The sequence below is a fragment of the Actinopolyspora alba genome, assembly GCF_900112765.1.
Lineage (GTDB): Bacteria > Actinomycetota > Actinomycetes > Mycobacteriales > Pseudonocardiaceae > Actinopolyspora > Actinopolyspora alba.
The window spans coordinates 137,601-163,200 of record NZ_FOMZ01000010.1 but is presented as its reverse complement, the minus strand read 5'-3'; the positions used below and the strand labels follow the sequence as shown (position 1 = coordinate 163,200).

General features: G+C 67.3%; 23 protein-coding genes. 19 read left to right on the top strand and 4 right to left on the bottom strand.

The features are described 5' to 3' along the window. The first annotated feature begins 288 nt into the window (after window positions 1–288). The 11 genes from mbhE (at window position 289) to BM150_RS16465 (ending at window position 12,373) form a co-directional block, all read left to right on the top strand. On the top strand, window positions 289–2,838 hold the full coding sequence (gene mbhE, locus BM150_RS16515; protein WP_245755543.1) for a hydrogen gas-evolving membrane-bound hydrogenase subunit E: 2,550 nt from the start codon (window positions 289–291) through the stop codon (window positions 2,836–2,838). Then, complete coding sequence (locus BM150_RS16510; RefSeq protein ID WP_092928177.1) at window positions 2,835–3,401, top strand: MnhB domain-containing protein; 567 nt, start codon at window positions 2,835–2,837, stop codon at window positions 3,399–3,401. Before mbhE ends, BM150_RS16510 begins: the two co-directional genes overlap by 4 nt. Further along, window positions 3,398–3,820, top strand: a complete 423-nt coding sequence (locus BM150_RS16505; RefSeq protein ID WP_092928176.1) for a Na(+)/H(+) antiporter subunit C — start codon at window positions 3,398–3,400, stop codon at window positions 3,818–3,820. Before BM150_RS16510 ends, BM150_RS16505 begins: the two co-directional genes overlap by 4 nt. After that, window positions 3,817–5,352: a Na+/H+ antiporter subunit D gene (locus BM150_RS16500; RefSeq protein WP_092928175.1), complete on the top strand. Its 1,536-nt coding sequence runs from the start codon at window positions 3,817–3,819 to the stop codon at window positions 5,350–5,352. Before BM150_RS16505 ends, BM150_RS16500 begins: the two co-directional genes overlap by 4 nt. After that, window positions 5,345–5,959 carry a Na+/H+ antiporter subunit E gene (locus tag BM150_RS16495; RefSeq protein ID WP_175496869.1) on the top strand — a complete coding sequence of 205 codons (615 nt, stop codon included), beginning with the start codon at window positions 5,345–5,347 and terminating at the stop codon, window positions 5,957–5,959. The genes BM150_RS16500 and BM150_RS16495 overlap by 8 nt, the downstream gene beginning before the upstream one ends. Continuing rightward, the gene (locus tag BM150_RS16490; protein ID WP_092928174.1) at window positions 5,959–6,225 is read left to right on the top strand and encodes a monovalent cation/H+ antiporter complex subunit F; all 267 of its coding nucleotides are present in this window, start codon (window positions 5,959–5,961) and stop codon (window positions 6,223–6,225) included. The genes BM150_RS16495 and BM150_RS16490 overlap by 1 nt, the downstream gene beginning before the upstream one ends. Continuing rightward, the gene (gene mnhG / locus BM150_RS16485; protein WP_092928173.1) at window positions 6,222–6,572 is read left to right on the top strand and encodes a monovalent cation/H(+) antiporter subunit G; all 351 of its coding nucleotides are present in this window, start codon (window positions 6,222–6,224) and stop codon (window positions 6,570–6,572) included. The genes BM150_RS16490 and mnhG overlap by 4 nt, the downstream gene beginning before the upstream one ends. 207 nt (window positions 6,573–6,779) lie before the next feature. Further along, a complete protein-coding gene (locus tag BM150_RS16480) occupies window positions 6,780–8,438 on the top strand; it encodes a BCCT family transporter (protein WP_092928172.1) in 1,659 nt (552 codons plus the stop codon). A 435-nt stretch (window positions 8,439–8,873) separates the two neighbouring features. After that, complete coding sequence (locus BM150_RS16475; RefSeq protein WP_092928171.1) at window positions 8,874–9,242, top strand: hypothetical protein; 369 nt, start codon at window positions 8,874–8,876, stop codon at window positions 9,240–9,242. Between the two features lie 405 nt (window positions 9,243–9,647). After that, window positions 9,648–10,967, top strand: coding sequence for an amidohydrolase (locus BM150_RS16470; RefSeq protein WP_092928170.1), 1,320 nt, complete (start codon window positions 9,648–9,650; stop codon window positions 10,965–10,967). Window positions 10,968–11,011: 44 nt separating this feature from the next. After that, entirely contained in the window at window positions 11,012–12,373 is a 1,362-nt protein-coding gene (locus BM150_RS16465; RefSeq protein WP_425427427.1) for a M20 family metallopeptidase, read from the top strand. Between the two features lie 165 nt (window positions 12,374–12,538). Here the strand turns inward: BM150_RS16465 and BM150_RS16460 are convergent, their stop codons facing one another. Further along, complete coding sequence (locus tag BM150_RS16460; RefSeq protein ID WP_092928169.1) at window positions 12,539–12,745, bottom strand: DUF397 domain-containing protein; 207 nt, start codon at window positions 12,743–12,745, stop codon at window positions 12,539–12,541. Between the two features lie 17 nt (window positions 12,746–12,762). Next, complete coding sequence (locus tag BM150_RS16455) at window positions 12,763–13,632, bottom strand: helix-turn-helix domain-containing protein (protein ID WP_092928168.1); 870 nt, start codon at window positions 13,630–13,632, stop codon at window positions 12,763–12,765. Window positions 13,633–14,169: 537 nt separating this feature from the next. On the opposite strand from BM150_RS16455, the gene BM150_RS16450 reads away from it, so the two are divergent. The 3 genes from BM150_RS16450 to BM150_RS16440 all read left to right on the top strand — a co-directional run bounded on the left by BM150_RS16450 (window position 14,170) and on the right by BM150_RS16440 (window position 17,228). Further along, on the top strand, window positions 14,170–14,733 hold the full coding sequence (locus tag BM150_RS16450) for a hypothetical protein (protein WP_092928167.1): 564 nt from the start codon (window positions 14,170–14,172) through the stop codon (window positions 14,731–14,733). A 456-nt stretch (window positions 14,734–15,189) separates the two neighbouring features. After that, on the top strand, window positions 15,190–16,485 hold the full coding sequence (gene hisS, locus BM150_RS16445) for a histidine--tRNA ligase (protein WP_092928166.1): 1,296 nt from the start codon (window positions 15,190–15,192) through the stop codon (window positions 16,483–16,485). A gap of 107 nt (window positions 16,486–16,592) precedes the next feature. Further along, a complete protein-coding gene (locus BM150_RS16440; protein ID WP_092928165.1) occupies window positions 16,593–17,228 on the top strand; it encodes a hypothetical protein in 636 nt (211 codons plus the stop codon). 888 nt (window positions 17,229–18,116) lie between these two features. On the opposite strand, the gene BM150_RS16430 is transcribed toward BM150_RS16440, so the two are convergent. Beyond that, window positions 18,117–18,575: a gamma-glutamylcyclotransferase family protein gene (locus BM150_RS16430; RefSeq protein ID WP_092928163.1), complete on the bottom strand. Its 459-nt coding sequence runs from the start codon at window positions 18,573–18,575 to the stop codon at window positions 18,117–18,119. Window positions 18,576–18,998: 423 nt separating this feature from the next. On the opposite strand from BM150_RS16430, the gene BM150_RS16425 reads away from it, so the two are divergent. The 4 genes from BM150_RS16425 (at window position 18,999) to BM150_RS16410 (ending at window position 23,389) form a co-directional block, all read left to right on the top strand. Further along, the gene (locus BM150_RS16425) at window positions 18,999–20,402 is read left to right on the top strand and encodes an NAD(P)H-quinone dehydrogenase (RefSeq protein ID WP_092928162.1); all 1,404 of its coding nucleotides are present in this window, start codon (window positions 18,999–19,001) and stop codon (window positions 20,400–20,402) included. Between the two features lie 260 nt (window positions 20,403–20,662). Further along, complete coding sequence (locus BM150_RS16420; RefSeq protein WP_092928161.1) at window positions 20,663–21,070, top strand: thiol-disulfide oxidoreductase DCC family protein; 408 nt, start codon at window positions 20,663–20,665, stop codon at window positions 21,068–21,070. Window positions 21,071–21,383: 313 nt separating this feature from the next. Further along, window positions 21,384–22,295 carry a neutral zinc metallopeptidase gene (locus BM150_RS16415; protein WP_092928254.1) on the top strand — a complete coding sequence of 304 codons (912 nt, stop codon included), beginning with the start codon at window positions 21,384–21,386 and terminating at the stop codon, window positions 22,293–22,295. 206 nt (window positions 22,296–22,501) lie between these two features. Continuing rightward, window positions 22,502–23,389 carry an MIP/aquaporin family protein gene (locus tag BM150_RS16410; protein WP_092928160.1) on the top strand — a complete coding sequence of 296 codons (888 nt, stop codon included), beginning with the start codon at window positions 22,502–22,504 and terminating at the stop codon, window positions 23,387–23,389. An 18-nt stretch (window positions 23,390–23,407) separates the two neighbouring features. On the opposite strand, the gene BM150_RS16405 is transcribed toward BM150_RS16410, so the two are convergent. Further along, window positions 23,408–24,733 (bottom strand): aminodeoxychorismate synthase component I, encoded by a 1,326-nt coding sequence (locus BM150_RS16405; RefSeq protein WP_092928159.1) that lies wholly within the window; start codon window positions 24,731–24,733, stop codon window positions 23,408–23,410. 160 nt (window positions 24,734–24,893) lie between these two features. Between BM150_RS16405 and BM150_RS16400 the strand changes: the two genes are divergently transcribed. Beyond that, a complete protein-coding gene (locus tag BM150_RS16400) occupies window positions 24,894–25,562 on the top strand; it encodes a Maf family protein (RefSeq protein ID WP_092928158.1) in 669 nt (222 codons plus the stop codon). The last annotated feature ends 38 nt before the right edge of the window (window positions 25,563–25,600 follow it).

Below are 25,600 nucleotides of genomic sequence, written 5' to 3'. Positions count from 1 at the left end.
CTTCACGGCGGCGTGATGCCCGGTACGGCGACCCCGCGCCGCCGTACCGGCCGACTTCCGGGAGCGAACGGGCAAGCCCGACGAAATGCCCCCGTTCGTGTTCCCGGCGTGTTACGGACAGTGAACTTTCCCACGTGATCGACTCTTCCGGAAGCCGGCCGCACGGCCGGTTCGCCGCCGAAACCGGCGGAAACGCTCCGGCCTGCCGCGAAACACCCTGGTCCGCGAGCCGGAACGATCGGGTGTTTCGGGCGATCGTGGGCTAAGTTTGACGGTGATCGGGCCATCGTGGCTGGTCCGGACAGCACAGACGCGGTACCGCTCGGGGTTCGCAACCGGCCCGCCACCACGGCGGCAGGCGGTGGCGGAAGCACCGTCGCACGGACCGTGTCGCGGCGCCGACGGCCGCAACGCCACAGCAAACCCGCAACGCCACAGCGGACCAGCAACGCCACAGCAGGGGAGGGATTCGTGCTCGCGCTGGTGATCTCGCACCTGCTGGTCGCGCTCCTGCTGCCTCCGGTCGCGATGCGCCACACCCGCGCCGCCTACCTCGTGGCCGCGCTGCCGCCCGCCGCGGCGCTGTGCTGGGCACTGGCGCACGCGGCGGCGGTGCTGGCAGGTGATCAGCCCGTCGAACGGGTGACCTGGTCGGCAACGCTGGGGCTGGAGTTCGTGTTCCGGCTGGACACCCTGGCGTTGGTGATGACGCTGCTGGTGTCGGGGATCGGTGTGCTCGTCCTGCTGTACTCCAGGTGGTACTTCGAGACCCCGAGCGGTGACGCGAAACGTTCCGCCCCGCTGTTGTTGGCCTTCGCGGGCGCCATGTTCGGACTGGTGCTGGCCGACCACCTGCTCACCCTCTACATCTTCTGGGAACTGACCACGATCTGCTCGTTCCTGCTCGTCGGTCAGTCCGGGGTGAGCAGGGAATCCCGCCGGGCATCACTGCAGGCCCTGCTGGTGACCACGCTGGGTGGCCTGGTGATGCTGCTGGGGTTCATCGTGCTCGGCGAGACGAGCGGCACCTACCGGATCTCGCGACTGGCGGCCGAACCGCCCACCGGTTCCGCCGCCGCGATCGCCACCGGGCTGATCCTCGTGGGGGCGTTCACCAAGTCGGCGCAGGTTCCGTTCCACAACTGGCTGCCCGCCGCGATGGTCGCCCCCACCCCGATCAGCGCCTACCTGCACGCCGCCTCCATGGTCAAAGCGGGCGTCTTCCTGATCGGAAGGCTAACGCCGGTACTGTCCGAAGTGTCCTATCTGCCCGTGGTGACCGCGGTGTTCGGGCTGGTTACCATGTTCGTCGGCGGTTGGCGTGCGCTGCGGGAGTACGACCTCAAACTGCTGCTGGCCTACGGCACGATCAGCCAGCTGGGGTTCTTGATGGTGCTGGCGGGCTCCGGGAGCTACACCGGAGAGCTGGCACTGGCGGGCATGCTGCTGGCCCACGGCGCCTTCAAGGCGACGCTGTTCCTGGTCATCGGTATCGTCGATCACCAGACCGGCACCAGGGACATCCGTGAACTCTCGGGGGTCGGTCGCCGTCTTCCCTGGGTGGCCACGGTGGCGGCGCTGGCCGCCATGTCCATGGCCGGGGTGCCTCCGATGATCGGATTCGTGGCGAAGGAGGCCGCGTTCGAGGCCTACCTCGGCGCCGGACCCGCGGTCGCGGTCGAGGTGGGGCTCGTACTGGGATCCGTGCTCACGGTGGCCTACACCGCACGACTGCTGGTCGGCGGTTTCGCGTCCAAGCGCGACACGATGCCCACCGAGGTCCACCCCCCGCCCGTCGGGATGCTGCTCCCACCCGCCGTCACGGCGCTGCTGTGCCTGGCGCTCGGGGTCGCCTACCCGGTGACCGACGAACTCGCCGCCACCTACGCCGAACGAGCCGTGGGCCACTCCGGGGAATACCACCTGGGGCTCTGGCACGGCTTCAACCTCCCGCTGGCGCTCTCCCTGATCACACTGCTCGGTGGCCTGGCGCTCGCCGCCTACAACGCCGGACTGAACCGGCTGCGCGACCGGTTGCCGAGCCCGCTCGACGCCCAGCGCGGCTACGAACGCGTCATGGGCTCGTTGGAACGGCTCGCCGTCGGGGTCACCGGCCGGGTGCAGGTGGGTTCCCTGCCCACCTACCTCGGGATCATCCTGCTCACGGTGCTGGCCGTTCCCGGCTCGGTGCTGTTGATCAGGGTGACCCCGATCGAACAGCTGCGCTGGTGGGACAACGTGCTGCAACTGCCGCTTGCGCTGGTCATCCTGATCGCCGCGGCAGGGGTGGTCCGCGCGACACGACGGATCACGGCGGTGCTGCTCGTGGGAGTCATCGGTTACGCCATCGGTGGGATGTTCATCGTCGGCGGCGGTCCCGACCTCGCGCTGACCCAGTTCCTGGTGGAGACGCTGACGCTGATCGCGTTCGTGCTGGTGCTGCGCCGGTTGCCCGCCCGGTTCACCGAGACTCCCTCCTCACGTCGGGTGCGGTTGCCGAAGGTGCTGATCTCGCTGGCGGGCGGGGTGTTCGTCGGGTTCGCCGCGCTGATCTTCAGCTCGGCGCGCGACACCCCCTCGGCGGTGAGCAGGGAGTACCTGGAACACGCGGAGGAGGGCACCTCCGCCACCAACGTGGTCAACGCGATCATCATCGACTTCCGCGCCTTCGACACCGTGGGCGAACTCTCGGTACTGGCCGTGGCGGCCACCGGAGTGGCCAGTCTGGTGCTCAGTGCCAGGTCCGCACGTCGCAGGAAACACGCCAGGTCCGACTGGGAATCCCTGTCCACCGCCGGGCGGGCTCCCGGCGAACGCGGCGGAAAGGGACGCACATGACCGATTCCCGAGCATCCGACGGGCAGGGCGAAGCGGCCGAGGGTGCCTGGTTCCATTCCGACGCTCCGGCCGAGCGCTGGTTGCTCTCCGGGTACAGCCGGGATCCCCGGGAACGAACCATCCTGCTGGAGCTCGTCGCACGCGTGGTGTTCCCGACGGTGATCGTCTTCTCGGTGTACCTGCTGTTCGCCGGGCACTACCGCTCCGGCGGCGGATTCAGCGGTGGTCTGGTGGCGGGGCAGGCATTCGTGCTGCGCTACCTCGCGGGCGGCAGGCTGGACGACAGCTCCACGGTGTCCATGCGCCCACCGGTGCTGATCGGGATCGGACTGACGACCGCCGTGCTCACCGGTCTGGTGCCGGTGCTGTTCGGCGGTGTGGTGCTGGAGAGCGCGAGCTTCACCTTCGCCGTCCCGCTGCTCGGCAAGATCAAGGTGGTCAGCAGTCTGTTCCTGGACATCGGTGTCTATCTGCTGATCCTCGGAGTGGTGCTCGACCTGCTGCGCACACTCGGATCGGGAATCGAGGCCGACATCGCCGCGCCGGGAGGTGGTCCGCGATGAACACCGTGAACCTGACGATGGCGATCGTGCTCGGCGGGCTCTACGCCACCGGGTTCTACCTGCTGCTGCAGCGTTCCCTGATGCGCGTGCTGCTGGGCATCGTGATCCTCGGGCACGGCGCCAACCTGCTGTTGCAACTGGCGGGTGGCAGTCAGGCCGGACGCCCCCCGATGCTCGGCGATGCCCCGATCGAGCGGATGGCCGATCCGTTGCCGCAGGCCATGGCTCTCACGGCCATCGTCATCACCTTCGCGTTGACCACGTTCCTGCTCGCCCTCGCCTACCGCGCCTGGCAGTTGCTCGGGCACGACGAGGTGCAGGACGACGTGGAGGACCGCAGGATCCGCAGGCTGGAGGCCGAGTTGGCCGAGGCGGACGAGGAGACCGAGCGGGAACTGGATTCGGAGGCCACCCGGTGAGCGAACTGGTAGCCGTTCCGGTGCTGCTTCCGCTGGCGGCGGCCGGACTGTCCATGGCGTTCGGACGGTTCGCCGACGTGCAACGCCTGCTCGGGCTGCTGGTACTCGGCGTGATCGTCGTGGACGCGGCTGTGCTGCTGTACTTCGCCGATGTGCACGGACCGCTGGTGCTGCACCTCGGCGGTTGGGCCGCTCCGGTCGGGATCGCGCTCGTGGCCGACCGGTTGGCCGCGCTGCTGCTGCTGATCAGCGTGATCGTGATGTTCGCGGTGCTGCTGTACTCCATCGGTCAGCGCATCACCGACTACGGGCGCGGAACCGCCAGCACCACCTTCCACCCCATCTACCTGGTGCTGTGCTCGGGAGTGTCACTGGCCTATTTGACCGGTGACCTGTTCAACCTGTTCGTGGCGTTCGAGATCATGCTCGCCTCCTCCTACGTGTTGATCAATCGGCGCACCACCGCGAGCCGGGTGCGGGCCGGGATGACTTACACGATCGTGAGCCTGTCCTCCTCGGTGCTGTTCCTGACCATGATCGGGCTGGTCTACGCCGCCACCGGCACGGTGAACCTGGCCGACCTCGCCCTGGAGATGGGGCAACTGCCGCCCGCGCCGGTGCGCGCGCTCGCGCTGCTGATGGTCATCGTGTTCGGCGTCAAGTCGGCCATGGTTCCGCTGCACTTCTGGCTGCCGGACAGCTACCCCAACGCGCCCGCGCCGATCACCGCCATCCTCGCCGCGTTGCTGACCAAGGTCGGTATCTACGCCATGATCCGCACCCAGATCCTGGTCTTCGAACGCGAACCGAGCTGGCCGCTGATGCTCACGCTGGCGATGGCGACGATGATCGTCGGCGCGCTCGGCGCGCTCGCGCAGAACGACCTCAACCGGATGCTGTCGTTCCTGCTCGTGAGCCACATCGGGTTCATGCTGTTCGGACTCGGCGTCTACGACATCGCCGGGCTGACCGGGGTGATCCTCTACATCGTGCACCACATCACGGTGCAGGCGACGCTGTTCCTGGTCAGTGGTCTGATCACCCGCTACACCGGAACGGTCGCGCTGAGCAGGATGGGGGGTCTGGCCAAGATATCCCCACTGGTGGCCGTGCTGTTCGCCGTGCCCGCGTTGAGCCTGGCCGGAGTGCCACCGTTCTCCGGCTTCGTCGCCAAGCTCGCCTTGCTGCGGTCCGGGATCGGGGTCGGCACGGTCTGGGGCTACGTGGCCACCGGTGTCGTGGTGCTGACCAGCCTGCTCACGCTCTACGCGGTGGCCCGGGTGTGGAGCCGGGCCTTCTGGGGCCAGGTGCGTGACCCCGAGGGCGATCCCGACCCCACCGACGAACTCGTCGTCGGTACCGGGGACACCTCGCCGGGGATGGTGCGGGCCACCGGGGTGCTGGTGCTGTCCACCGTGCTCGTCGCGGCACTCGCCGGACCGCTCGCCGAGGTCAGCCGGCGTGCCGCCACCGACCTGATCACCGGGGAGGCGTACCGCACGGCGGTGTTGGGAGGTGATTCCGGTGGTTGATCCCGAACCGCGCCACCGGCACCGGCGCCGCCCTGGCGGCGAGCACGTGGTCAGCAGACGGCACCCGATCGGGAGAGCCGTCCGCAGGTTGCCGCTGCTGGTCTGGCTGGTGCTGGTCTGGTTGCTGCTCTGGGGGACCTACGATCTCGGCACGGTCTGCTTCGGGATCGTGGTGGGGCTGCTCGTCATCGGGTTCTTCCCGGCACCGCCGATCGCCACCGACATCCGGCTGCGTCCGCTGCGCGCCGGTCAGCTCGTGCTCTTCCTGGCATGGGATCTGGTGGTCTCCACCGGGCGAGTGGCTTTCGAGGCGGTCGTGCGGGGGCCGCGAGTGCGGGCGTCGATCGTGGCGGTGACGCTGGTCACCGACTCGGATCACCTGATGGCGATGGTGGCCAACGCGGTCTCGCTCGCCCCCGGCAATTTCGTGCTGCAGATCGACCGAGCCAACCGGATCTGTTACGTCTACGCGCTCGGTGCGGGGGCACACGCCACCGATCGGGTGCGGCGTGAGGTGCTCGGCTGGGAACGCCGGGTGGTTCGCGCGGTGGGAACGGGCGAGCAGGTGCGGATGGTGGATCGGAATCATCGGTCGGAGGTCGGATGATGGGCGTGGTGTTCGCTATCACATTCGGTTTGTTGTGTCTGGCCGGATTGCTTTCTCTGGTGCGTTTGCTGCTCGGACGGGGCACTTTGGATCGCATAGTGGCGTTGGACGTGTTCATCACGTTGATCGTCGCCGCCACATGTGTGGGGATGGGCATGAACGAGGACGGATCGAATGTCGCGTTGGCCGCGGCATTCGCCCTGCTGGCGTTTATCGGTTCGGTCAGCGCCGCTCGTCTCGTCGAGAAGAAGGAGTCGCATCGATGAGCTGGCTGGATCTGTTCTCGGCGGTATGTCTGATAGCCGGTGCCGTGTCCTGTCTGTTCGGTGCGATAGGATTGTTGACTTTTCCCGATGTCGCGGCTCGGCTGCAGGCGGCGACCAAGCCGCAAACCCTGGGCCTGGTGTTGATACTGCTCGGCAGCGCGGTACATCTGGAAGTGCGATACGCCTCGGGGCTCATTCTGGTCGGGTTGTTCCAGGCCATCACGGCACCGGTGTTGGCGCAGCTCGTCGGGCGTGCCGCCTACCGGGCGGGCAGTGTTCGCCGTGAAACTCTCGACACCGACCACCTTGCGCGACGGATCGAGCACGAACGCGGTCGGACTTTGTGACCGGCGACATTTCTCGTGTTTCAACTGCATATCGTTTGGCGCTGGAGTTTCACATTCGGCGGAACAGTCTTTACCGTGGTTCGCTGTGATATGCGGTCCGCGCTGGGGAAGCCACCACAGTGGCCGAACGCGTCCGTTGCGATCTTTGGTTGCTTACGGCGCAGATGGCAATTGTGTCGATATGCGCTGGAAAGGTGACGTACAGTAATGAAACAGCATCTGAAAGAGCACACCAATCCCCCGGTGTTCATCACCTCGGGGATCCTGGTGATCGCTTTCGTGCTTTGGGGCGTGCTCGCGCCGTCGAATCTGAACACGGTCTCGACCAATGTGAATAGCTTCATCACCACCAACTTCGAGTGGCTCTACATCCTCTCGGCCACGTTCTTCGTGGTCTTCGTGTTGGCGATCATGGTCAGCCGCTTCGGCACGATCCGGATCGGTCCCCCCGATTCCCGACCGGAGTACAGCAATCTCGCGTGGTTCGCGATGCTGTTCACCGCCGGTATGGGTATCGGCCTGGTCTTCTACGCCGTCGCCGAGCCGGTCTGGCACTTCGGGAATCCGCCGGTCGGTGAGCCGGGAACCCAGGCCGCGGCGCAACGCGCGATGAACTTCACGTTCTTCCACTGGGGCCTGCACCCGTGGGCGATCTACATCGTGCTCGGCCTCGCGCTGGGTTACTTCGCCTTCCGCAAGGGCCTGCCGCTGCGTCCGGCCGCCGCCTTCTACCCGTTGATCGGCAACTGGATCTACCGCTGGCCGGGCCACATCGTCGACGTGCTCGCGGTGTTCGGCACGCTGTTCGGCCTGGCGACCTCGCTGGGGCTCGGCGGTAACCAGGTCGGTGCGGGCCTCAACGCGGTGTTCGGCATCGAGAACACCACGATGCTGCAGGTCATCGTCATCCTGGCGATCACCGCCGTGGCCGTGGTCTCGGTCATGTTCGGCATCGACAAGGGCATCCGGAACCTCTCGCTGATCAACCTGTGGTTGGCGTTCATCCTGATGCTGTTCGTGTTCTTCTTCGGTCCCACGCTGGACCTGCTGAACATGCTGGCCAGCAACGTCGGCTACTACTTCCAGCACCTGCCGGAGCTGAGCTTCCAGACCTTCCCGAACAACGGCAACGGCAGCGCCCAGGAGTGGCAGGCCGGCTGGACGCTGTTCTACTGGGGCTGGTGGATCGCCTGGTCGCCGTTCGTGGGTATGTTCATCGCCCGGATCTCCTACGGCCGGACGATCCGCAACTTCATCGGCGGCGCCATGTTCGCCCCGGTCGGTGCCTCCTTCGTGTGGCTGAGCATCTTCGGCAACTCAGGCCTGCGTAATGTGCTCTCCGGTAGCGAGGACGGTCAGGCACTCGTCGACGCCGGGTTCAACAAGGCGATGTTCGTACTGCTGGACCAGCTTCCGGTCGCCGACATCTTCTCGATCCTCGCCTCCGTGCTCGCGGTGGTCGTGGTCGTGCTGTTCTTCGCCACCTCCTCGGACTCCGGCTCGCTGGTGGTCGACATCCTCACCAACGGCGGCGACCCGAATCCGAAGTGGCAGCAGCGACTGTTCTGGGCGATCTCCGAGGGCGTCATCGCCTGCGTGCTGCTCGCAGCCGGTGCGGCCAGCGGCGCCGACGCGCTGAGTGCGTTGCAGACCGCCTCGATCGTGACCGGGCTGCCGTTCTGCATCGTGCTGCTGCTGATGTGCCTGGGTATCGCCAAGGCGCTCAGCCAGGAGCGGCCCAACCTGGCCGTGCAGCGTGAGCCCAGCCCGGTGGAGGGCATCCGCAGCAGTGCCGCCAGGACGCGCGCGAGCACCGGTAGCGGTTCCGGTTCGGACGGCTCCGTCAAGAAGGATTCCGACTCCTGAGCTGAGTCCGTTCGCTGAGACTACGGGGCTTCCCGGCCACACCGGCCGGGAAGCCCCGTTCTCTTTTCGAGAGTGGCTGAGCGGTTTGGGTGGCGGTGCGAGAGCCGCACCGCTGCGCCGGCGCGGCGATTTCGCGAGAAATTGACGGCGCTCGGACGGCAGCGAGCCGACCGACGTGCCCGGGAACCGTGTGGCGGTGGTCACAGGGGTGGTTTCGCCGTCCGGTCGGCTTCCGTCTCGGCTGCGCGTTCGAGACTTACGCGTTCGAGTGACCGTTGGTGGTCGTTCTGCTCCGATCTGGGGGATTTTTCGCTGAAAAGTCACTCATGGTGCCCAATATGGTGCAATGGTCACACTTAAGAGTGGCCACGGTTGGAGGTTCGGTTGTCTGTTGCGTGTGCTGTCCGAAAGCGACCCACGAGAGCAGGCGATCGTGTGACCGAAGCCACGCGACGCCGCTCGGCGCCGGTGCTCCTGTTCCGCTCGTTGCTGTTCGGCTTCGCGATCCTCCTCGCGGGGCAGTCCGGAGTCGCGGTGGCCGCCGAATCCCAAGCTCGTCCGGTGGTGGCCGAGTCCGCCGCTTCCGAGAGCCCGAGCCGCGCAGCGCGCGGCGTCGCGTCGCGTGAGGACGGTCACACGGTGGCGCAGTCGGAGGGGAACTCGCCCTCCGAGGAATCCGGGGGCGGGCAGGACAGCAGAACCGTGATCGGCGCGCTCGGTGTCGTTCTCGTCGTCGGGGTGCTGTTGCTCCGTCGCAAGCGCGGCAAGCAGTCACTCATGGTTCGGTGGCGCAAACGCAGCTGAACCCCCGCTTAACAGAACTCACGGTCTGTTTTGCGTGAATTTTCCGTCACTTGGACTAGACCTGAGCGAAATCCTGTGGGAGTTTCACAGTCGACGGATCGCGTGGCGAACCGACGACACTGTGACGTTGTCGGAATTCGCCTCTCGACTTCGGGCACTCGCCCGGAGAAGTGGGTCGGCGCCGGGAAGCCCCCCGACCGGTGCCGATCCACCCGACACCCCCGGCCCACAGCGCGCATTCGCCCGATGGCGCCGCTCGTTCACCGGTGGCCGTGTGGCGGCTTCGTCCGGTCTTCGGTCCCCCTGAACTCCTTCGCCCGTTCGGCGCGCCGAAGCGACCGGTGAGCTATCCGAGGCGAGTCCGAGGCGGCCACGAGTGCTCGTATCCTGCACTATGGGTCGCAAATGAGTACCGAATCCCCGCACAACAGTGGTCACGACACGGTTCGTCCGGCGAGGGAGCCGCTCGGTTCCGCCGGGCCGGAACCGTCGACGGGTGACCCGGGCCTCGCTTCGGCGTGGCGCGCCGCGGTGGACGAGTACCGAGCCGAGCTGCTGGGGCTGTCACACGGTCTCCACGCCGACCCGGAGGTCAGTTTCGCCGAGCACCGTGCCGCCGAGACCGTCTCCGGAACACTCGCCGCGCACGGTTTTCGCGTCCAGCGACCGGTGGCCGGGCTCGACACCGCTTTCACCGCCGATTACGGCTCCGGGGAGTTCGTCGTCGGGCTTTGTGCCGAGTACGACGCGCTGCCCGAGGTCGGCCACGCCTGCGGGCACAACATCATCGCGGCCGCCGCCGTCGGGGCCGCGTTGACGCTGGCCGAGGCAGCCGAACGACTCGGAATCACCGTGCGTGTGCTCGGCACACCCGCCGAGGAGATCGGTGGTGGCAAGATCACGATGCTGGAGGCGGGGCTGTTCGATCCGCTGGCGGTCGCTCTGATGATCCACCCCAGTCCGGCGGAGGTGTGTGCGCCGCGTTCGCTGGCCATCACCGATCTGCGAGTCAGCTACACCGGACGTGCGGCGCACGCGGCCGCGGCTCCGGAACTGGGGGTCAACGCCGCGGACGCGCTCACGGTGACCCAGGTGGCCGTCGGTCTGCTGCGGCAGCATCTGGAAGCCGGTCAGATGGTGCACGGCATAGTGACCTCCGGAGGGGCCGCGCCGAACATCGTGCCCGAGCGGGCCGCGGCCGAGTACAACCTGCGAGCGGCCGATCCCGAGTCGTTGGCCCGGTTGGAGGACCGGATACGCGCCTGTTTCGAGGCGGGGGGAACCGCCACCGGCTGTTCCACGGAAGTGGTGCGTGTCTCGCCCGTCTACACCCAGCTGTCCTCCGACGAGTGGCTCGCCGATGCGTACCGCCGCGCCGTGGTCGACCTCGGCCGTGATCCGGTCGCGCGTGCGGCCGAACGCGAGGGCGTGATCGGCAGTACCGACATGGGCAACGTGAGCCTTCGGGTACCGGCCGTGCATCCGATGATCGCCCTGGAGTGCGGGGATGCGGTCAATCACCAGGCGGAGTTCGCGGCGGCGTGCGCTTCACCCTCGGCCGACCGGGCCGTCCTCGACGGTGCCGCCGCCCTCGCCCGCACCGCGGCGGCTGCCGCTCTCGACGGGGACCAGCGAGAGCGCTTGCTGGCCGCCGTCCGCAATCGAACCGCTTCCGGGTTTCGACGGTTGTCGAACCGATTCCTCGCGTCGGGAGGCGTGACGTGACCGCGTTGAATTCGCTAGGTCCCAACACCCACGGTGGCAACTCCGTGGTCGACCATCCACCCGCAGACCCACTCGCCGAGGAGGACGCCGCGCGGGCACCCGGTGACCCCGGTGACAGGTCCTTCCGGGCGGAATCCACGACCGCGGTCGTCTCCAGCGGGCCGGAACGCGTCACGGGCGAGACCATCGGTCCCGTGCGATCCGGGGTTGCGGATCCGGGACAAGGGCGCGGGCCCGCCTGGCTGGACGAGTGGATGGCCGACAACTCCGATCTCGTCGTGGCCTGGCGCAGGGAGCTGCACTCCAACCCCGAGCTCTCGCGCGCCGAGCACCGCACCACGAGGCTGCTGGCCGAGCAGCTCGAATCGCTCGGTCTCCGCCCCCGCAGACTGCCGGTCGGGACCGGGTTGATCTGTGACATCGGGCAGGAGACCCACGTCGCCCGCACGGTCGCGCTGCGTGCCGACATCGACGCGCTACCGCTCACCGAATCCACCGGTCTGCCGTTCGCCTCCAACACCGAGGGAGCGGCGCACTGCTGCGGCCACGACGCGCACACCGCCGTGCTGTTGGGGACCGCGATGGCGCTGGCCTCGGCTCCCGGAACGCTGCCCGGTCGAGTGCGGTTGATCTTCCAGCCCGCCGAGGAGGTCATGCCCGGTGGCGCGCTGGACGTGCTCGCCGCGGGTGGGCTCGACGGTGTCGACCGGATCTTCGGGCTGCACTGCGACCCGCGGTTGCCGGTGGGCACGGTCGGGACTCGTATCGGAGCCCTCACCTCGGCCAGTGATCCGGTGGAGGTGCGGTTGACCTCGCCGGGTGGTCACACTTCCCGGCCACATCTGACCGCCGACCTGGTGCACGCGTTGGGGACGTTGATAACCGGGTTGCCGACGCTGCTCTCGCGCAGGGTGGATCCGCGTACCGGGACCGTGCTCGCCTGGGGCGCGGTGCGTTCCGGGGAGGCACCCAACGCCATCCCGCAGGAGGGGACCCTGCGCGGCACGCTGCGCACCGCCGACCGTGACACCTGGGCCGAGCTCGGTCCGCTGGTGCAGGAGCTGGTCCAGGGGCTGCTGGCCCCGCTCGGGGTCGGTTACGACCTGCAGCACCGGCGCGGTGTGCCGCCGGTGGTCAACGACGCGGAGAGCACCCGGCTGATGCGAGCGGCCATCGGTGAGGCGCTGGGGGAACAGGCGCAGAGCGGTACACCGCAGTCCTCCGGCGGTGAGGACTTCGGGTGGTACCTGGAGCACGTGCCCGGCTCGTTCGCCCGACTCGGGGTGGCGGGTGAGGGGATGCCGGCCAACGACCTGCATCAACCGAACTTCGTGCTGGACGAGCGCGCGCTGCTGGTGGGAGTCCGGACGATGGTCCACACCGCGTTGACCGCGTTGCGGGAGTAGGGAAATCCACCTTCCACTGTCTCCTGTGCGGATGGTGCTTCGTCCCTGATTTCTGTCCTGGAGTATCGTTTTCCTTGCGTCGACGAGCTTTCCCTGGGCAAAACGGCCCGCTTTCGGTTTACGCGTGGGGAATGCCGGAAGCGGGCCGTTCCCGTTCGAGCAGGCTCAGGTGAGACCGTTGTTCTCTCGCTTGATCGCACCCAGGAACGATGCCCATTGGCCGATGCCGAACACGAGCGTGCCGCCGTCGGGGTTCTTCGTGTCGCGTACACCGGCGAAGCCGGGCACGAGTGCTGCTTCCACACAGGCATCCTGTGTTTGGCTGCGACTGCTCTTGAACCAGTGAGCGCCCTGCAAGTCAGGCTTGTGCACGGTGTGGGACCTTTCGCTTATGTCTCGGGGGCATACGACTGCTCGGCCACTGAGCGGATCAGTTCCAAGGATTCCCTGGGGCCCACTGCGGCGGCTTGCAGTCGGTTCCACAAACTAACGTAGTCGCTCACGGCTTCCTTGCTGTCCAGGTATCTCGCATCGTCGAACGATTCGACGTAGACGAAGTCCAGGTCGGGTGTGGTACCAGGTGAGGGGATTGTCAGGATCGTGAAGTCGTAGCTGATCGCTCCCGCGTACGTCTGAGCGTCGAAAGGTATGACCTGCATGTGGATGTTGTCTTCCAACGCCAGGTCGTACAGATAGTCAAGCTGCTGTCGCATGACCCCACGATCGCCGATCTGCCGACGTAGACACGACTCGGAGAGTACGAAGGATGCCGAGGGTGGGGTCGACCGGGTGAGGATCGACTGCCGCTCCAGTCTGGCGGACACCGCCGCGTCCACATTGCTGTCATCGGCTCGTGGCGAGGACGTCTCCAACGCTCGGATGTATGCCTCTGTCTGCAGGATACCCGGCATGATTTCGCCACGAACCTGACGTATGTCGCTGGCGTCGGTCTCCAGGTCCACGTACTGCCGGAACCACTCGGGGAAGACAGACCGGTAACCACCCCATCTGCCGCGTGCGCTCCGGGTGCGTGCCAATTCGAGCAACCAGTCCTTGTGTTCCTGCGTGTCACCGTACTCATCGAGTAGCAACAGCAGATCGCCCTTGGTGATACCGGATTGGCCCAGCTCCAAGCGGCTGATCTTCGTGGTTGCGCAGTCGAGGATGCGTGCGGCATCCGCCTGTTCGAGGCCTGCCGCCTGACGGGCGTGGCGTAGTTCGTTGCCGAGCTGCAACCGCCTGACCGTGGGTGTGGCCATCCGTGTCCTCCAGGGGTGCCGAGTTTCTGCCGGGCACATTATCGATCACCGCACTTGCGGTTCGACGATCACCCTTTAGGAGTATTCACAAAGTAGGATTGCAGATTTAGAATCCTATAAAGGAAACCTACTTTAGTGAGGCTACATTGGAGATGCACTTTAATGCTTCTGCTGGAGCAGTGTTGATCGGTTACCCGGTGTTGCTCCTGGTCGCGATCGTCGTAGCGGTGTGGCTGGTAATCGACGTCGGCCGTGACACGTGGGGCCGGTGAGTGCTGTGCAGATCGTGATGTTCGGAGTCATCATCTTTTCCGCGCTCCTGCCTTGGGCAGTTGTGATCTACGACCTTGAGTCCATGCGCACTTGGCGGGCTGTTCGCCGTGCGCGGCGAACGACCCGCGCTATGTGGGTGCGCTACCCCGAGGCGCGACCCGCGCATGGACACCTGCCCGCCCAACACCCGGACAGCGGCGGACAGGTCATACCTCCGGTGGCCGGAGGAGTAGCAGGGATGGTCGCTGAGAGACGGGGGGCTCGATGAGCGTGATCTTGGCGCGCCTGCACGAGCGTCAGGCACCCGGCGCTCAGATGGTGCACATCTTCGCTGCTGAGCAGGACTCGCCGGATGGCATGCGCAAGGCGTATTGCGGATTCACCGCGCATTACTCGTGGCTGAAGAGTGTCAGCGGGTTGGCGGGTATGCCGTGCGAGCTGTGCCTGCTCGATGCGCCGCTGAAGGTCGCCGAGACGTCGGCCGAGGTGATCGAGCTGTCGACCGAGATCGACATGGCGGGGCCGTTGTTCGCCATTGGGTTGCGCGGCGAGCGCGTGTGGCACGAGGTGCCAAGTGATCCGATCGTCGGCGACTACGAGAGTCGCTCGGTCGTGCTCACCGTCTGTGGCTGCGTGGGTTGGCTCATGCCCGGCGATCCGTATCCCGATTGGAGCAGGTGTCGAGAGTGCGACGAAACACGAGGAGTGAGCGCGAGTGGCGACAATCCGGCCTGGATGGGTTCAGTCACGGATTTCGCGCCGAGGGCGGCTGCGTCCCTTCCGCTGATCGCCACGTCTCCGAGGAGACCGATCCGGTGGAGTGCCTGATCAGTGAGTGTGGCGAAGTGCTGCCGCTGGCGTTCGTGATGCACCACGACGGCGGACAGCGATGCGCCGCGTGTGCGCGTCTCACGTGCTTGTCCGGCTCGTGACGTCTACACGAACCAGATCGACCAGAGCCCGGCCTACCGTCGCTGCGCCGACCTTCGGCGGTGGGCCGGTTCCATTTCGAGGACGACTCATGCCCGAACCGCGTGGCTACATGCTGGCTATGAGTGGTGACCTGAACCCGGACCTTCCGACCCCGTAACCATTTCCGTCCGGGCGCGGACGTGGCCGGGTCGCAGAGTAGTGAGTGGTCGTCCCAGTGGGCTCCGCCCGCGCCTGAACTGCTGCGAGAGGTTCTGGACGGGTTGAGCAAGCTCACCTGACGCACCGTGCTGTTGGAGGCGACCGTTACGCTTAGTGCGGACCCGTAGTCATCGAGTCGCCCGAAGGATCACCGTGAGCGAGTACCTGTCCACCGAGCCCTACCGTGGAACCCGCGACTTCCTGCCCGACGAGATGTCGGTGCGCACTCAGGTGTTCCATCGGCTCTACGAGGTACTCGAACGTTACGGCTACCAGCGCTACGACGGTCCACAGTTGGAGCCGGTCGAGATTTACGAGTCCAAGTCCAGCCAGGAGATCGTCAATCAGCAGCTCTACACGCTGACCGATCACGGTGGGCGACGGCTCGCGCTGCGCCCGGAGATGACTCCTTCGGTGGCGCGCATGATCGCGGGCAACGCGGGTTCGCTGACCTTCCCGGTGCGCTGGTACAGCCACCCGAACTGTCACCGCTATGAGCGCCCCCAGCGCGGGCGCGTGCGTGAGCACTGGCAGATCAATGTCGACCTGTTCGGCTCGTCCTCCACGGCGGTGGAGGTGGAGTTTTTGGAACTGATTCACGACATGATGGCCAGCCTGGGCGCGAGTACCGACATGTGGCGGTTGAGGGTCAGCGACCGAGTGCTGCTGGACGCGCTGCTGACCCACATCGTCGGCGTTCCGCACGACAAGGTGCGCGAGACCGCGAACCTGCTGGACCGCTGGGAAAAGGTCAGCGCCGACACGCTGGCCGAAAGTGCTACCGAGATCGGCCTGTCGGAGGAACAGTTCGCCCGGCTGGCCGAGGTCGTCAAGGACGGTCGCGCCGCGATCGAGGAACTTCCCGTTGAGGTGCGCAACCAGTCCCGACTCATGCAGGTGCTCGACACGAGTGCGGCCGAGCTGATCGAGTTCGATCCGTTGATCGTGCGCGGGTTCGACTACTACACCTCCACGGTGTTCGAGGTGTTCGACACCGACCCGAGTAACCGCCGGTCGCTGTTCGGTGGTGGCCGCTACGACAACCTGGTGGGCCTGTTCAGCAACAAGGAGATCCCCGGCTTCGGGTTCGGGATGGGTGACGTCACGATCATCGACTTCCTCGACACCCACGGCCTGCTGCCGCGGCCGCGCACCGATGTGGATGTGGTGGTGATCCCCACAGCGGAACAGTTGTTCGATCCGGCGCGACGCGCTGCTCGGGTCCTGCGGGACGCGGGCCTGCGGGTCACCACGCCGCTGGATACGCGCAAGCTCGGCAAAGAGATCCAGCGCGCCGACAAGGCCGGTGCGCGAGCGGTGGTCATAGTCGGTCCGGACGACTGGGTATCCGAATTGGTCACCGTGCGGGATCTGGCCAGCGGGGAGCAACATCAGACGACGTTGCACGCGCTGGATTCGTCCGTACGGGCGATCATTCCGTCCGAGTGACACTCGTTTGTGAGCGTATGACCCACGATCGGAGTCTGGGCTGAAAAATAGGTTCCTATTTAAGCTGTTGCGGTATCAGGATTACCGGAAAGTGAAGGTAGGTTCCCATGCCCCTGAGCGGTACCCAGTTCCTCAACGGCATCGCAGAGCACGGTATCCCCCCGACTTGGGACGAGTTCGGCACGTACATGTCGCAGGACGGCGCGCTCGTGACTCATCTCGTCGCGGCGGTGCGGGAAGTCCACAACACCGGCAGCGATCAGGCGCGGGACGCCACCCTGCGCCTGTTCGATGAGAAGCGGGGCAACCTGGCCGCTGCCCGGAATCTGCTCGCCGACCGGATCGTGGCGTATCGCGAGTCCGGTCGGTGGGCGGAACTGGACGCGGTGGTGCGATCGGCCGATGTGGATCAACTCATCGACAGCATGCGTGTTCACTTCGGCTTGCACCCGTTCCCCATCGCGCTGGAGTCGGTGCGCTTCAACTTCGAGTACGTGCGCCAGCACGGCTTCGAGGCGTTCTACCGGATGACCGATGAGTACCTGTTCGAGATCGAACGCCTCACCACCGAGGCCCGGACGGCGTTCGAGACCGAACCGATTGGCGAGAGTTTCCCGCCGTTCTGGCTCTACAAACTCGACATGGTGAGTACGGAGGTTCCGTCGCATTGCCACATCTGCCAGAACCTGATCACCTTCGCCGAGCGCGCGCTGGATGATGATCGCGGCAGTTCTTTCGCGTAGAGCGCGATGAACAGGGCTTCGTTCTTGCTGCGATCACACGGAACCCTTGATGTGGAGTAGTCGCTCTCCGGTCCGTTGTGCAGGCCGGATCGGGATCCTCGTAGCGGATTCCTCGTCGCACTGCTCGCTGCCGGGTCGTACCGGGTTTCCCTGCGAAATCACCCGTCCGGGATGTATCACCGCGTGCCGTTCGGCTCTCTTGTCGGTATGAGCGAACGAACGGAACGAATCCTGTCGCGAGACCGGTGCGATCCCGAACTGCTCGCGGCCGTGCGTGCCGCCGGGGCGTTGCCCCGGGGGCGGCTGCGCGCCCGGTTCGGGCAGCGGCGACTGAGCGCCGCGTTGTCCCGTGGAACGCTGGCCGCGCAGTGGCCGGGAGTGCTGGTGCCTGCCGAGTCGCTGCACCGGCCGCGCACCCGCGCCCTGGCCGCGCTGTTGTGGGGAGCGCCCGGGGCGGTGCTGTCGGGGCCGACAGCGCTCGCGGTGCACGGCTGTGCTCCCGTTCCCACCACGACGTACCTCACCGTTGTCCACGACAGGCGGCCCCCGAGGGGAAGCGGACTCGTGGCCCGGCAGAGCCGGGTCCGCGAGTCCGAGGTGGTGGAACTGGACGGGCTGCGCACCCAGGTGCTCGACGTCGCGCTGACCGAGGTGCTGTGCACGGCGGGTGACGCGACGTTCGCCTCGGCGTGCCTGCGGCGGACGCTTTCGGCGATGACGCCCGCCGCGGCGCGCCAGCTCGTCGAGCTGGTGCGGCGGCGCGTCGCCATCAGGGCCGACCGGCGCGGTACGCGCCGTGCCCTGGCGCTGCTCGCGGCCTGTCCCCCGGTCGACGGCCGTGTCGATGATCGGATCCTCGCTGAGGAGGTCGCCGAAGGGACGGAGGGCTCAGCGAGCCGGGCCGGTGTTGCTGCAGGGCAGGGTGCGCAGTTTGGTCACGTAGTCGTTCGGCGCTCCGGCCCGCTCGGCGGCCTCGGCGATCAGTCCCAGGTAACGCGCGGAGGGCAGACCGCCCTCGTAGGCGTCGAGCACGTACAGCCAGGCGAGTGTCGGACCGTCCAGGGTGTGGATCCGTAGCCGCAGTTTCTTGTGCAGCCCCAGATCCGAGCCCTCCCAGCGGTCGAGTTCCTGCTCGTCCTCGGAACTGACGTCGTAGAGCACGGTGAAAACCTGCGCCTCCGGCTCCTCGACGATCGTCGCGAGTGCCCCTTCCCAGCCCACGTCCTCACCGCCGAAAGTGAGCCGCCAGTCCATCAACCAGCCTGTTCCCGTCATGGGCGAGTGAGGAGCGCGTTGCAGCATCTGGGTCGGATCCATGTTGGATCCGTAAGCGGCGTATAGCGGCACGGCTCACAGGATAACCACGCCTCGATCCGTTGTCCCCTCCAGCTGACCGTGCTCGGTTCGCTACTTCGTGTGCTCGCGTGACACGCGGGTTCCGGCGGGTACCGGTGGGCCGTGCGAGCGGGGTGGCGGCGTACCGTTGGACCGGCGGTTGCGAGCCCGGGGCGAGGGGTGCGAAATGGTCTCTACCAATTCCGGGCGAGGGCGATTCCGTCCCGCACGGCCGCGAGTTCGCCCGAGTGCCGTGGCCGTCGCGTGGTGCCGGAGGACGGTTCGGAACGCGAGCGGCGCGGAGCCGAGAACACGGTCCCGTGAGCGTGCCTACTCGATGTCGGTCCTCCCGGAGCGAGAACCGGTGGGAGGTTCCGCCGAGCAAGTACCCCGGCCAACCCGGGGTGACAAAGTCCTACGAGGAGGTAGAGCGAAGTGTCCCGCATCGTAATCATGGGAGGCGGGCCCGCGGGCTACGAGGCCGCCCTCGTGGCCGCCCAGAACGGGGCCGACGTCACGCTGGTCGAGGCCGAGGGGCTGGGCGGAGCCTGTGTGCTCTACGACTGCGTGCCGTCGAAGACCTTCATAGCCTCCGGGGGCGCTCGCTCTTCCATCCGTGATGTGCAGGAACTCGGTATTCGGGTCAAGGAAGGTGCCGCGGACGTGGACACGGCCGTGGTGCACGGCAGGGTCAAGGGGCTCGCGCTGGCGCAGTCGGCCGACATCCGTTCCCGGGTCCACCGGGAGGGCGTCCGGATCCTGGGTGGCCGTGCGCGGTTCGTCGACGAGACACCGGGGCTGGCGCAGCACCGTATTCGGGTCGACCTCAGCGACGGTGGGCAGGAGGAGCTCGTCGCCGACTCCGTGCTGATCTCCACCGGTGCGACACCGCGCGTGCTGCCGGGGGCCCAGCCCGACGGCGAACGCATCCTGACCTGGCGACAGCTCTACGACCTGCCCGAACTCCCCGAGCACCTCGCGGTGGTCGGTTCCGGCGTCACCGGCGTCGAGTTCGCGTCCGCCTACGCCGAGATGGGCGTGAAGGTGACGCTGGTCTCCAGCCGTGATCGGGTGCTGCCGCACGAGGACGCCGATGCCGCCGCTGTGCTGGAAGAGGTGTTCTCCGAGCGGGGAGCCAGTGTGGTCAAGCACGCCCGCGCCGATCGCATCGACCGCACCGAGTCCGGGGTGCTGATCCACCTCAACGACGGGCGTCGGATCGAGGCCAGCCATGCGTTGATGACCGTGGGGTCGGTGCCCAACACCGCCGACATCGGACTGGACCACATCGGTATCGAACCGGACCGTGGAGGCTACATCCCGGTGGACCGGGTGTCCCGAACCAGTGCGACCGGCGTCTACGCGGCCGGGGACTGCACCGGCGTGCTGCTGTTGGCCTCGGTGGCCGCGATGCAGGGGCGGATCGCGATGTGGCACGCGCTGGGCGAGGGGGTTACCCCGATCAAGCTCAAGACGGTGGCCGCCAACGTCTTCACCCATCCCGAGATCGCGACCGTCGGGATCAGCCAGCAGGCGATCGAGTCCGGCGAGGTTCCCGCTCGAAGCGTCGTGCTGCCGCTCTCCGGTAACCCCCGCGCCAAGATGGAGGGGGTGCGCCGCGGCTTCCTCAAGGTCTTCTGCCGTCCGGCGACCGGTGTGGTCGTCGGTGGTGTGGTCGTGGCCCCCAACGCCAGTGAGCTGATCCTGCCGTTGGCGCTGTCGGTGCAGAACCAGGTCACAGTGGAGGACCTGGCCAACACCTTCTCGGTGTACCCGGCGCTTTCCGGGTCGTTGACCGAGGCCGGTAGGCAGCTGATGCGCCACGACGATCTGGATTAGTGAGAGTCGGTGCCACGTTCTGCGTAGCTGGTTGCGTGGCGGAACCTCTCGCGGGCTCTCGCTCCGGGGAGGCCCGACATCGAGTAGGTACTACGCCACGTCGGGCCTTCCTCGCGAGAGCACCACGAGAGAACCCGCGGCGGTGCGAGGTGCCGTCGTGGCACCGGATTCGGGCCAGGAGCGCCGATGTCGGTTTCCGGTCATCGAGGCTTCCGTGCCTCGGTGTGCGGTGCGGGGGCGGTTCGCGGGACATTGGTGTCGTGACTGAGCTTCCCGCGCTGATCTACGACGGTGACTGCGGGTTCTGCACCCGCAGCGTGCGCCTGGCCGACCGGCTTCCGGTCCGGGTCAGTTCCGTGCCCTGGCAGGAGGCGAACCTGGAGTGGCTGGGAGTGCCCGAACAGCGGGCGCGGAACGAGGTCGTGTTCGTCGACGAGTACCACCGACTCCACGGTGGGGCCGCCGCGGTGGCGACGTTGTTGCGGCACTGCCGGGGCCCGTGGCGGCTGGCCGGATCCGTGCTCGCCGCGCCGGTGATCCGCTCGGTGGCGGAGGCGGTTTACCGCCTCGTGGCGAACAACCGGCACCGACTACCGGGTGAGACTCCCGCCTGTCAGCTGCCACCCGAGCGCCGCCCCGGCAAGCCCGATCGAGATTCCGGCCGCTGATCGGAGTTTTCCGGTCGGGTTGTCGGGTCGCTCGCTTGGGCGGAACCTCACGTCGGTTCTCGCTCCGGGAGGTCCGACATCGGGTGGCGACAACCGGTCGATTGGGACTTACCGTGTAACGGTTCGACATCCACTCCGGATCTCCTCGCGGAGTCCCGAAAGGTTCCGTACCTGGTCAGTACCGATTCCGACTCCGAAGATCCCCGGCCGCGACCACCGAAAACCATGAGTCCGGTGTCACCCTTTCGTGGATAATCATTCGGGATTGTCGCTGCCGAGTTTCCCGCGGGCAGGCGGGTAGGAGAGAGTGAAGGTGTTTCGGAGAAGACGTGGCGGCGCGGTCCCCGACCCGTGGGAGGACGATCCGCAGCCGGGCAACTCGCCGTTGGCGATCTTCGGTGTACTCGGCGTCGTGTTCCTGATCGTGCTGCTGGCCGTGGTGGCCGAGCCGGGCAAGCTGTTGGCCGGTGGGGGTGACGACTCGGAGACCACCGAGGTTCCCGAGATGCGCGACGGCGTCCCGCAACCCGGATTCGAGCCCGTCGCCCTGTTGGAGCACAACCCGCTCAATTCGGACAACGCCTCGCTGGAGCCCGCCGACTGCCGCATGCCGGAGCTCGTCGAGTCCGAGACCAGGATGCGGTCCTATTACGATGCTGCCGTGCGCTGCCTGAACACTCTCTGGCGTCCCGTTGTCGTCCGGGCGGATCTGAGCTGGGCACCACCCGAGGTGAGCCTGCGGTCCCGAACGAGCGACTGCAGTGAGACAGAGGGCACGAGCCGCCCCACCGCCTTCTACTGCGACGGCACCATCCACATGCCACGCCAGTGGGTGCTCTCCGACATCGGTACCCGGGAGCCCGCCCACCTGATGCTGCTGGCGCACGAGTACGGCCACCACGTGCAGCAGCGCGCCGGGATCCTGCGCGCTTCCACCGTCCGTCAGGAGGGGGTCGAGGTGCGAAGCCCGGAGTGGCTCCGGATCTCGCGCCGTCTCGAACTGCAGGCCGACTGCTATTCCGGAATGTTCATGGCCGCCGCCTCCGAGGGCGGGATGCTGCGGGACCGCGTCGCGGAGCGGTTCGTCTCGGCGGCGGGGAGCACCGAGCTCGGCGACACCCACGGTTCACCGGGCAACCAGCGGGACTGGAAGCTGACGGGCTTTCGGGAACGCACCACCGCCGCCTGCGACACGTGGAACGTCTCCGCCGAGCGGGTGCGCTGACTCCGCCATCCGTTCCCGCCGGTCTCGGCTGTCCGGCGTTCGCCCCGGTGTTCGGTTACGCTTTGTCCGTCCGTTCGCGCGGAGCGTGTGATCACCGCTCCGGCAGGGACGGAACCGGGGATTTCCGGCCGGGGACTCCGGACTGGGGGACTCAGGACAGGGGATTCCGGGCAGACACCACACGGCCCTCCGGGCGAGGAGGATCGATGTCCGAAAACGCCGCGCACGCACGAACACACTGGCGTTACCGACGGGGACTCGGCGGCGAGATGCTCGCCGAGGTGCTGGGGACCTTCATCCTGTTGCTGCTCGGTTGTGGCGCCGTCGCGGTGGCCGTGGCCGCGCTGCCCGAATCGGGCCGACAGGTGACCGACTTCGGCCCGGCCAACTGGCTGATCATCATCTGGGGCTGGGGCTTCGGCGTGGTCTTCGGGGTCTACGCGGCGGGTGGTGTCAGCGGGGCGCACATCAATCCCGCCGTGACCCTCGCGTTCGCCGTTCGCAGGGCCTTTCCCTGGTACAAGGTGGTGCCCTACTGGTTCGCCCAGGTCGTGGGGGCGTTTCTGGCGGCGGCGCTGGTCTACGCGGTCTACGCGCCCGCCATCAATTCCCTCAACACCTCCGAGGGGCTGGCTCGCTCCGAGTCGCTGGACACCTTCTCCATCTTCGCCACCTTCCCCGCCGAGTACTTCGGCGGCGGCTGGTGGGGGCCATTCTTGGACCAAGTGGTCGGCACCGGGATTCTGGTGTGCCTGATCTTCGCGTTGATCGACACGCGCAACATGGCGCCCTCCTCCAACATGGGCCCGTTCCTGATCGGGATGGTAGTCACCGTGATCGGCCTGACCTTCGGGCCGAACGCGGGCTACGCCATCAACCCGGCGCGTGACTTCGGCCCGCGGTTGTGGACCTTCGTGGCGGGCTGGGACGAGATCGCCTTCCCAGGCAGCTACGAGTGGTTCTCGTGGTACTTCTGGATACCGATAGTGGGGCCACTCGTCGGTGGTGTGATCGGTGCGGTGGTCTACGACCTGTTCGTCGGTCAAGTGCTGACGGAGCGGGCGAAACCCGAGGTGGGCCGCGTTCCCGAGTGACCACCCCGGCCGGGGAACCTACTCGCCCGGCCGTTCCAGCAGCGAGAGCAGCGGCGCCGCCTTGGTCAGGCACTCCTGCCACTCCGCGGTCGCGTCCGAGTCGGCGGTGATCCCACCGCCCACCCCGAAGGCGACCTCACCGGCCGAGTACTCCAGCGTCCGGATGGCCACGTTGAGCTCGGTGCCACCCACGGGCGAGGACATGCCCACGGCACCGCAGTAGACCTCCCGGGGGTCGGACTCCAGCTCGGAGATGATCTCGAGCGCGCGCACCTTCGGAGCGCCGGTGACCGAGGCGGGCGGGAAGGTGGCTCGCAGCAGCTCGGCGTCACCGGTATCCGGGGGCAACTCCGCCCGCACCTCGGAAACCAGGTGCCACACCCCGGGATGTGCCTCGACACGCAGCAGTTTCGGTGTTGTCACGGTGCCGGTTCGGGCGACCCGCCCCAGATCGTTGCGGGACATGTCCACGATCATCACGTTCTCTGCGATGTCCTTGCGCGAACCGCGCAGCACATCGGCGTTGTGATCGTCCTCGGGGCCGCGTCGCGGCGTGGTCCCCTTGATCGGGCTGCTCCGCACCACCCTGCCGTGCCGGGCCAGGAACAACTCCGGCGACAGCGAGGCCACCGCGCCCCAGTCCCCGGCCACATAGGCGGCTCGGGCGGGATCGAACCGCGCGCTGCCGGTGGCGAACAGCTCCAACGGGCTGCCGGTGAACGGGACCGCGAACCGGCTGCAGATGTTCGCCTGGAAGATCTCGCCGTCCGCGATCTCCTCCACACAGCGCCGCACGGACTTGCGATGTCGGTCGGCGTCGGGCACGACGACCGTGCCCGCGCCAGCGGTGTTCCCGGCCTTCCGGCCCGCCGCTTCCGCGACGAGCGCACCGAGTTCCTCGGCCCGCGCGTGCGAGTCCCCCTCGGTGATCGTCTCGAACCACCACTGCCCCCGCCGGTCGCGCCGCAACACGTGATCCGTCCAGCCCCACGCCGTCACCGGGAGACGTCGCCTGTCGGGGCGTGCTCCGGGCCTGTCGGGGCGTGCTCCGGAGGGATCGGTCAGTTCGTAGCCCAGATACCCGATCCAGCCCCCGCCGACGGCGTCCTCCGGGGCCCCGGGTTCGCGGGTGACCTCCGGCTGCCGCTCGATCACGTCGAACGCGGTGTCCGGCTCGACCGGAAGCACCCGGACCGAGGGAACCAGGACGGTGCTCCCGCCGAACCAGTTGCCCGTCAGCGCCGCGGGGGGTGGCAACCCGCGATCACTGGCACGTTGTTCGAGAGCACGCAGCACGTCGGTGGCTGCCGCGGCGCTCTCGAGGGGCCGGACGACTAATCGCACACCGCCAGTATGCAACCGTGCCGAACAGTCGTCCCGGGCTCACCCGAATCGGGTAATTTCGGTCACCGCTGTCGGCGGGGCGCGCGTCTCCGTAGCGGGCCACCAGCTTGACGGGACCACCGCGGCGAACCGGTCGCGGTTCACGACTACAGTCCTCGGTGTGCGTTTGGTACTGGCTTCCGCGTCGCCCGCCCGCCTGTCCGTGCTCCGCGCCGCGGGGGTGGAGCCGGTGGTGCGGGTCTCCGGGGTCGACGAGCACGCGGTTACCGCCTCGCTGCCCGATCCCTCGCCCGCCGAGGTCGTCACCGCCCTCGCCCGTGCGAAGGCTTCGGCCGTGGTGGATCGAGTGGCAGCCGAGTTCCCGGACGCGGTGATCGTGGGCTGCGACTCGATGCTGTGGACCCCCGGCGAGCACGCGGACGAACTTGTGGGCAAGCCCGAGACCCCGGAGCTGGTCGCCGAGCGCTGGGGACGGATGGCCGGCGGCACCGGCAGTCTGCTGACCGGCCACGCGGTGCTGCGGCTGCGGGACGGCACTACGGTGGCCGAACACAGCGATCACCTCGCCACGACCGTCCGATTCGGTCGACCTTCCCGCGCGGAACTGGACAGCTACATCGCCACCGGTGAGCCCATGAAGGTGGCGGGCGGGTTCACCCTGGACGGATTCGGCGGCTGGTTCATCAGTGGAGTGGACGGCGATCCCGCCAGCGTGCTGGGCATCAGCCTCTCGCTGACCAGGTCGTTGCTGGCCGAGGTCGGGGTCAGCGTGGTCTCACTGTGGAACGCGCCGAGCGCCGAGCGTGACGAGGCCGCCGTACCGGAGTGAGCACGGTTACATCCGGTGCTTTCGCGGAACAAAACGAA

Coding starts and splice junctions, on each gene's coding strand:
- BM150_RS16510 (WP_092928177.1), top strand. CDS start 2,835: ATGACCGATTCCCGAGCATCCGACGGGCAGGGCGAAGCGGCCGAGGGT.
- BM150_RS16505 (WP_092928176.1), top strand. CDS start 3,398: ATGAACACCGTGAACCTGACGATGGCGATCGTGCTCGGCGGGCTCTAC.
- BM150_RS16490 (WP_092928174.1), top strand. CDS start 5,959: ATGGGCGTGGTGTTCGCTATCACATTCGGTTTGTTGTGTCTGGCCGGA.
- mnhG (WP_092928173.1), top strand. CDS start 6,222: ATGAGCTGGCTGGATCTGTTCTCGGCGGTATGTCTGATAGCCGGTGCC.
- BM150_RS16480 (WP_092928172.1), top strand. CDS start 6,780: ATGAAACAGCATCTGAAAGAGCACACCAATCCCCCGGTGTTCATCACC.
- BM150_RS16470 (WP_092928170.1), top strand. CDS start 9,648: ATGAGTACCGAATCCCCGCACAACAGTGGTCACGACACGGTTCGTCCG.
- BM150_RS16455 (WP_092928168.1), bottom strand. CDS start 13,632: ATGGCCACACCCACGGTCAGGCGGTTGCAGCTCGGCAACGAACTACGC.
- BM150_RS16450 (WP_092928167.1), top strand. CDS start 14,170: ATGAGCGTGATCTTGGCGCGCCTGCACGAGCGTCAGGCACCCGGCGCT.
- BM150_RS16440 (WP_092928165.1), top strand. CDS start 16,593: ATGCCCCTGAGCGGTACCCAGTTCCTCAACGGCATCGCAGAGCACGGT.
- BM150_RS16410 (WP_092928160.1), top strand. CDS start 22,502: ATGTCCGAAAACGCCGCGCACGCACGAACACACTGGCGTTACCGACGG.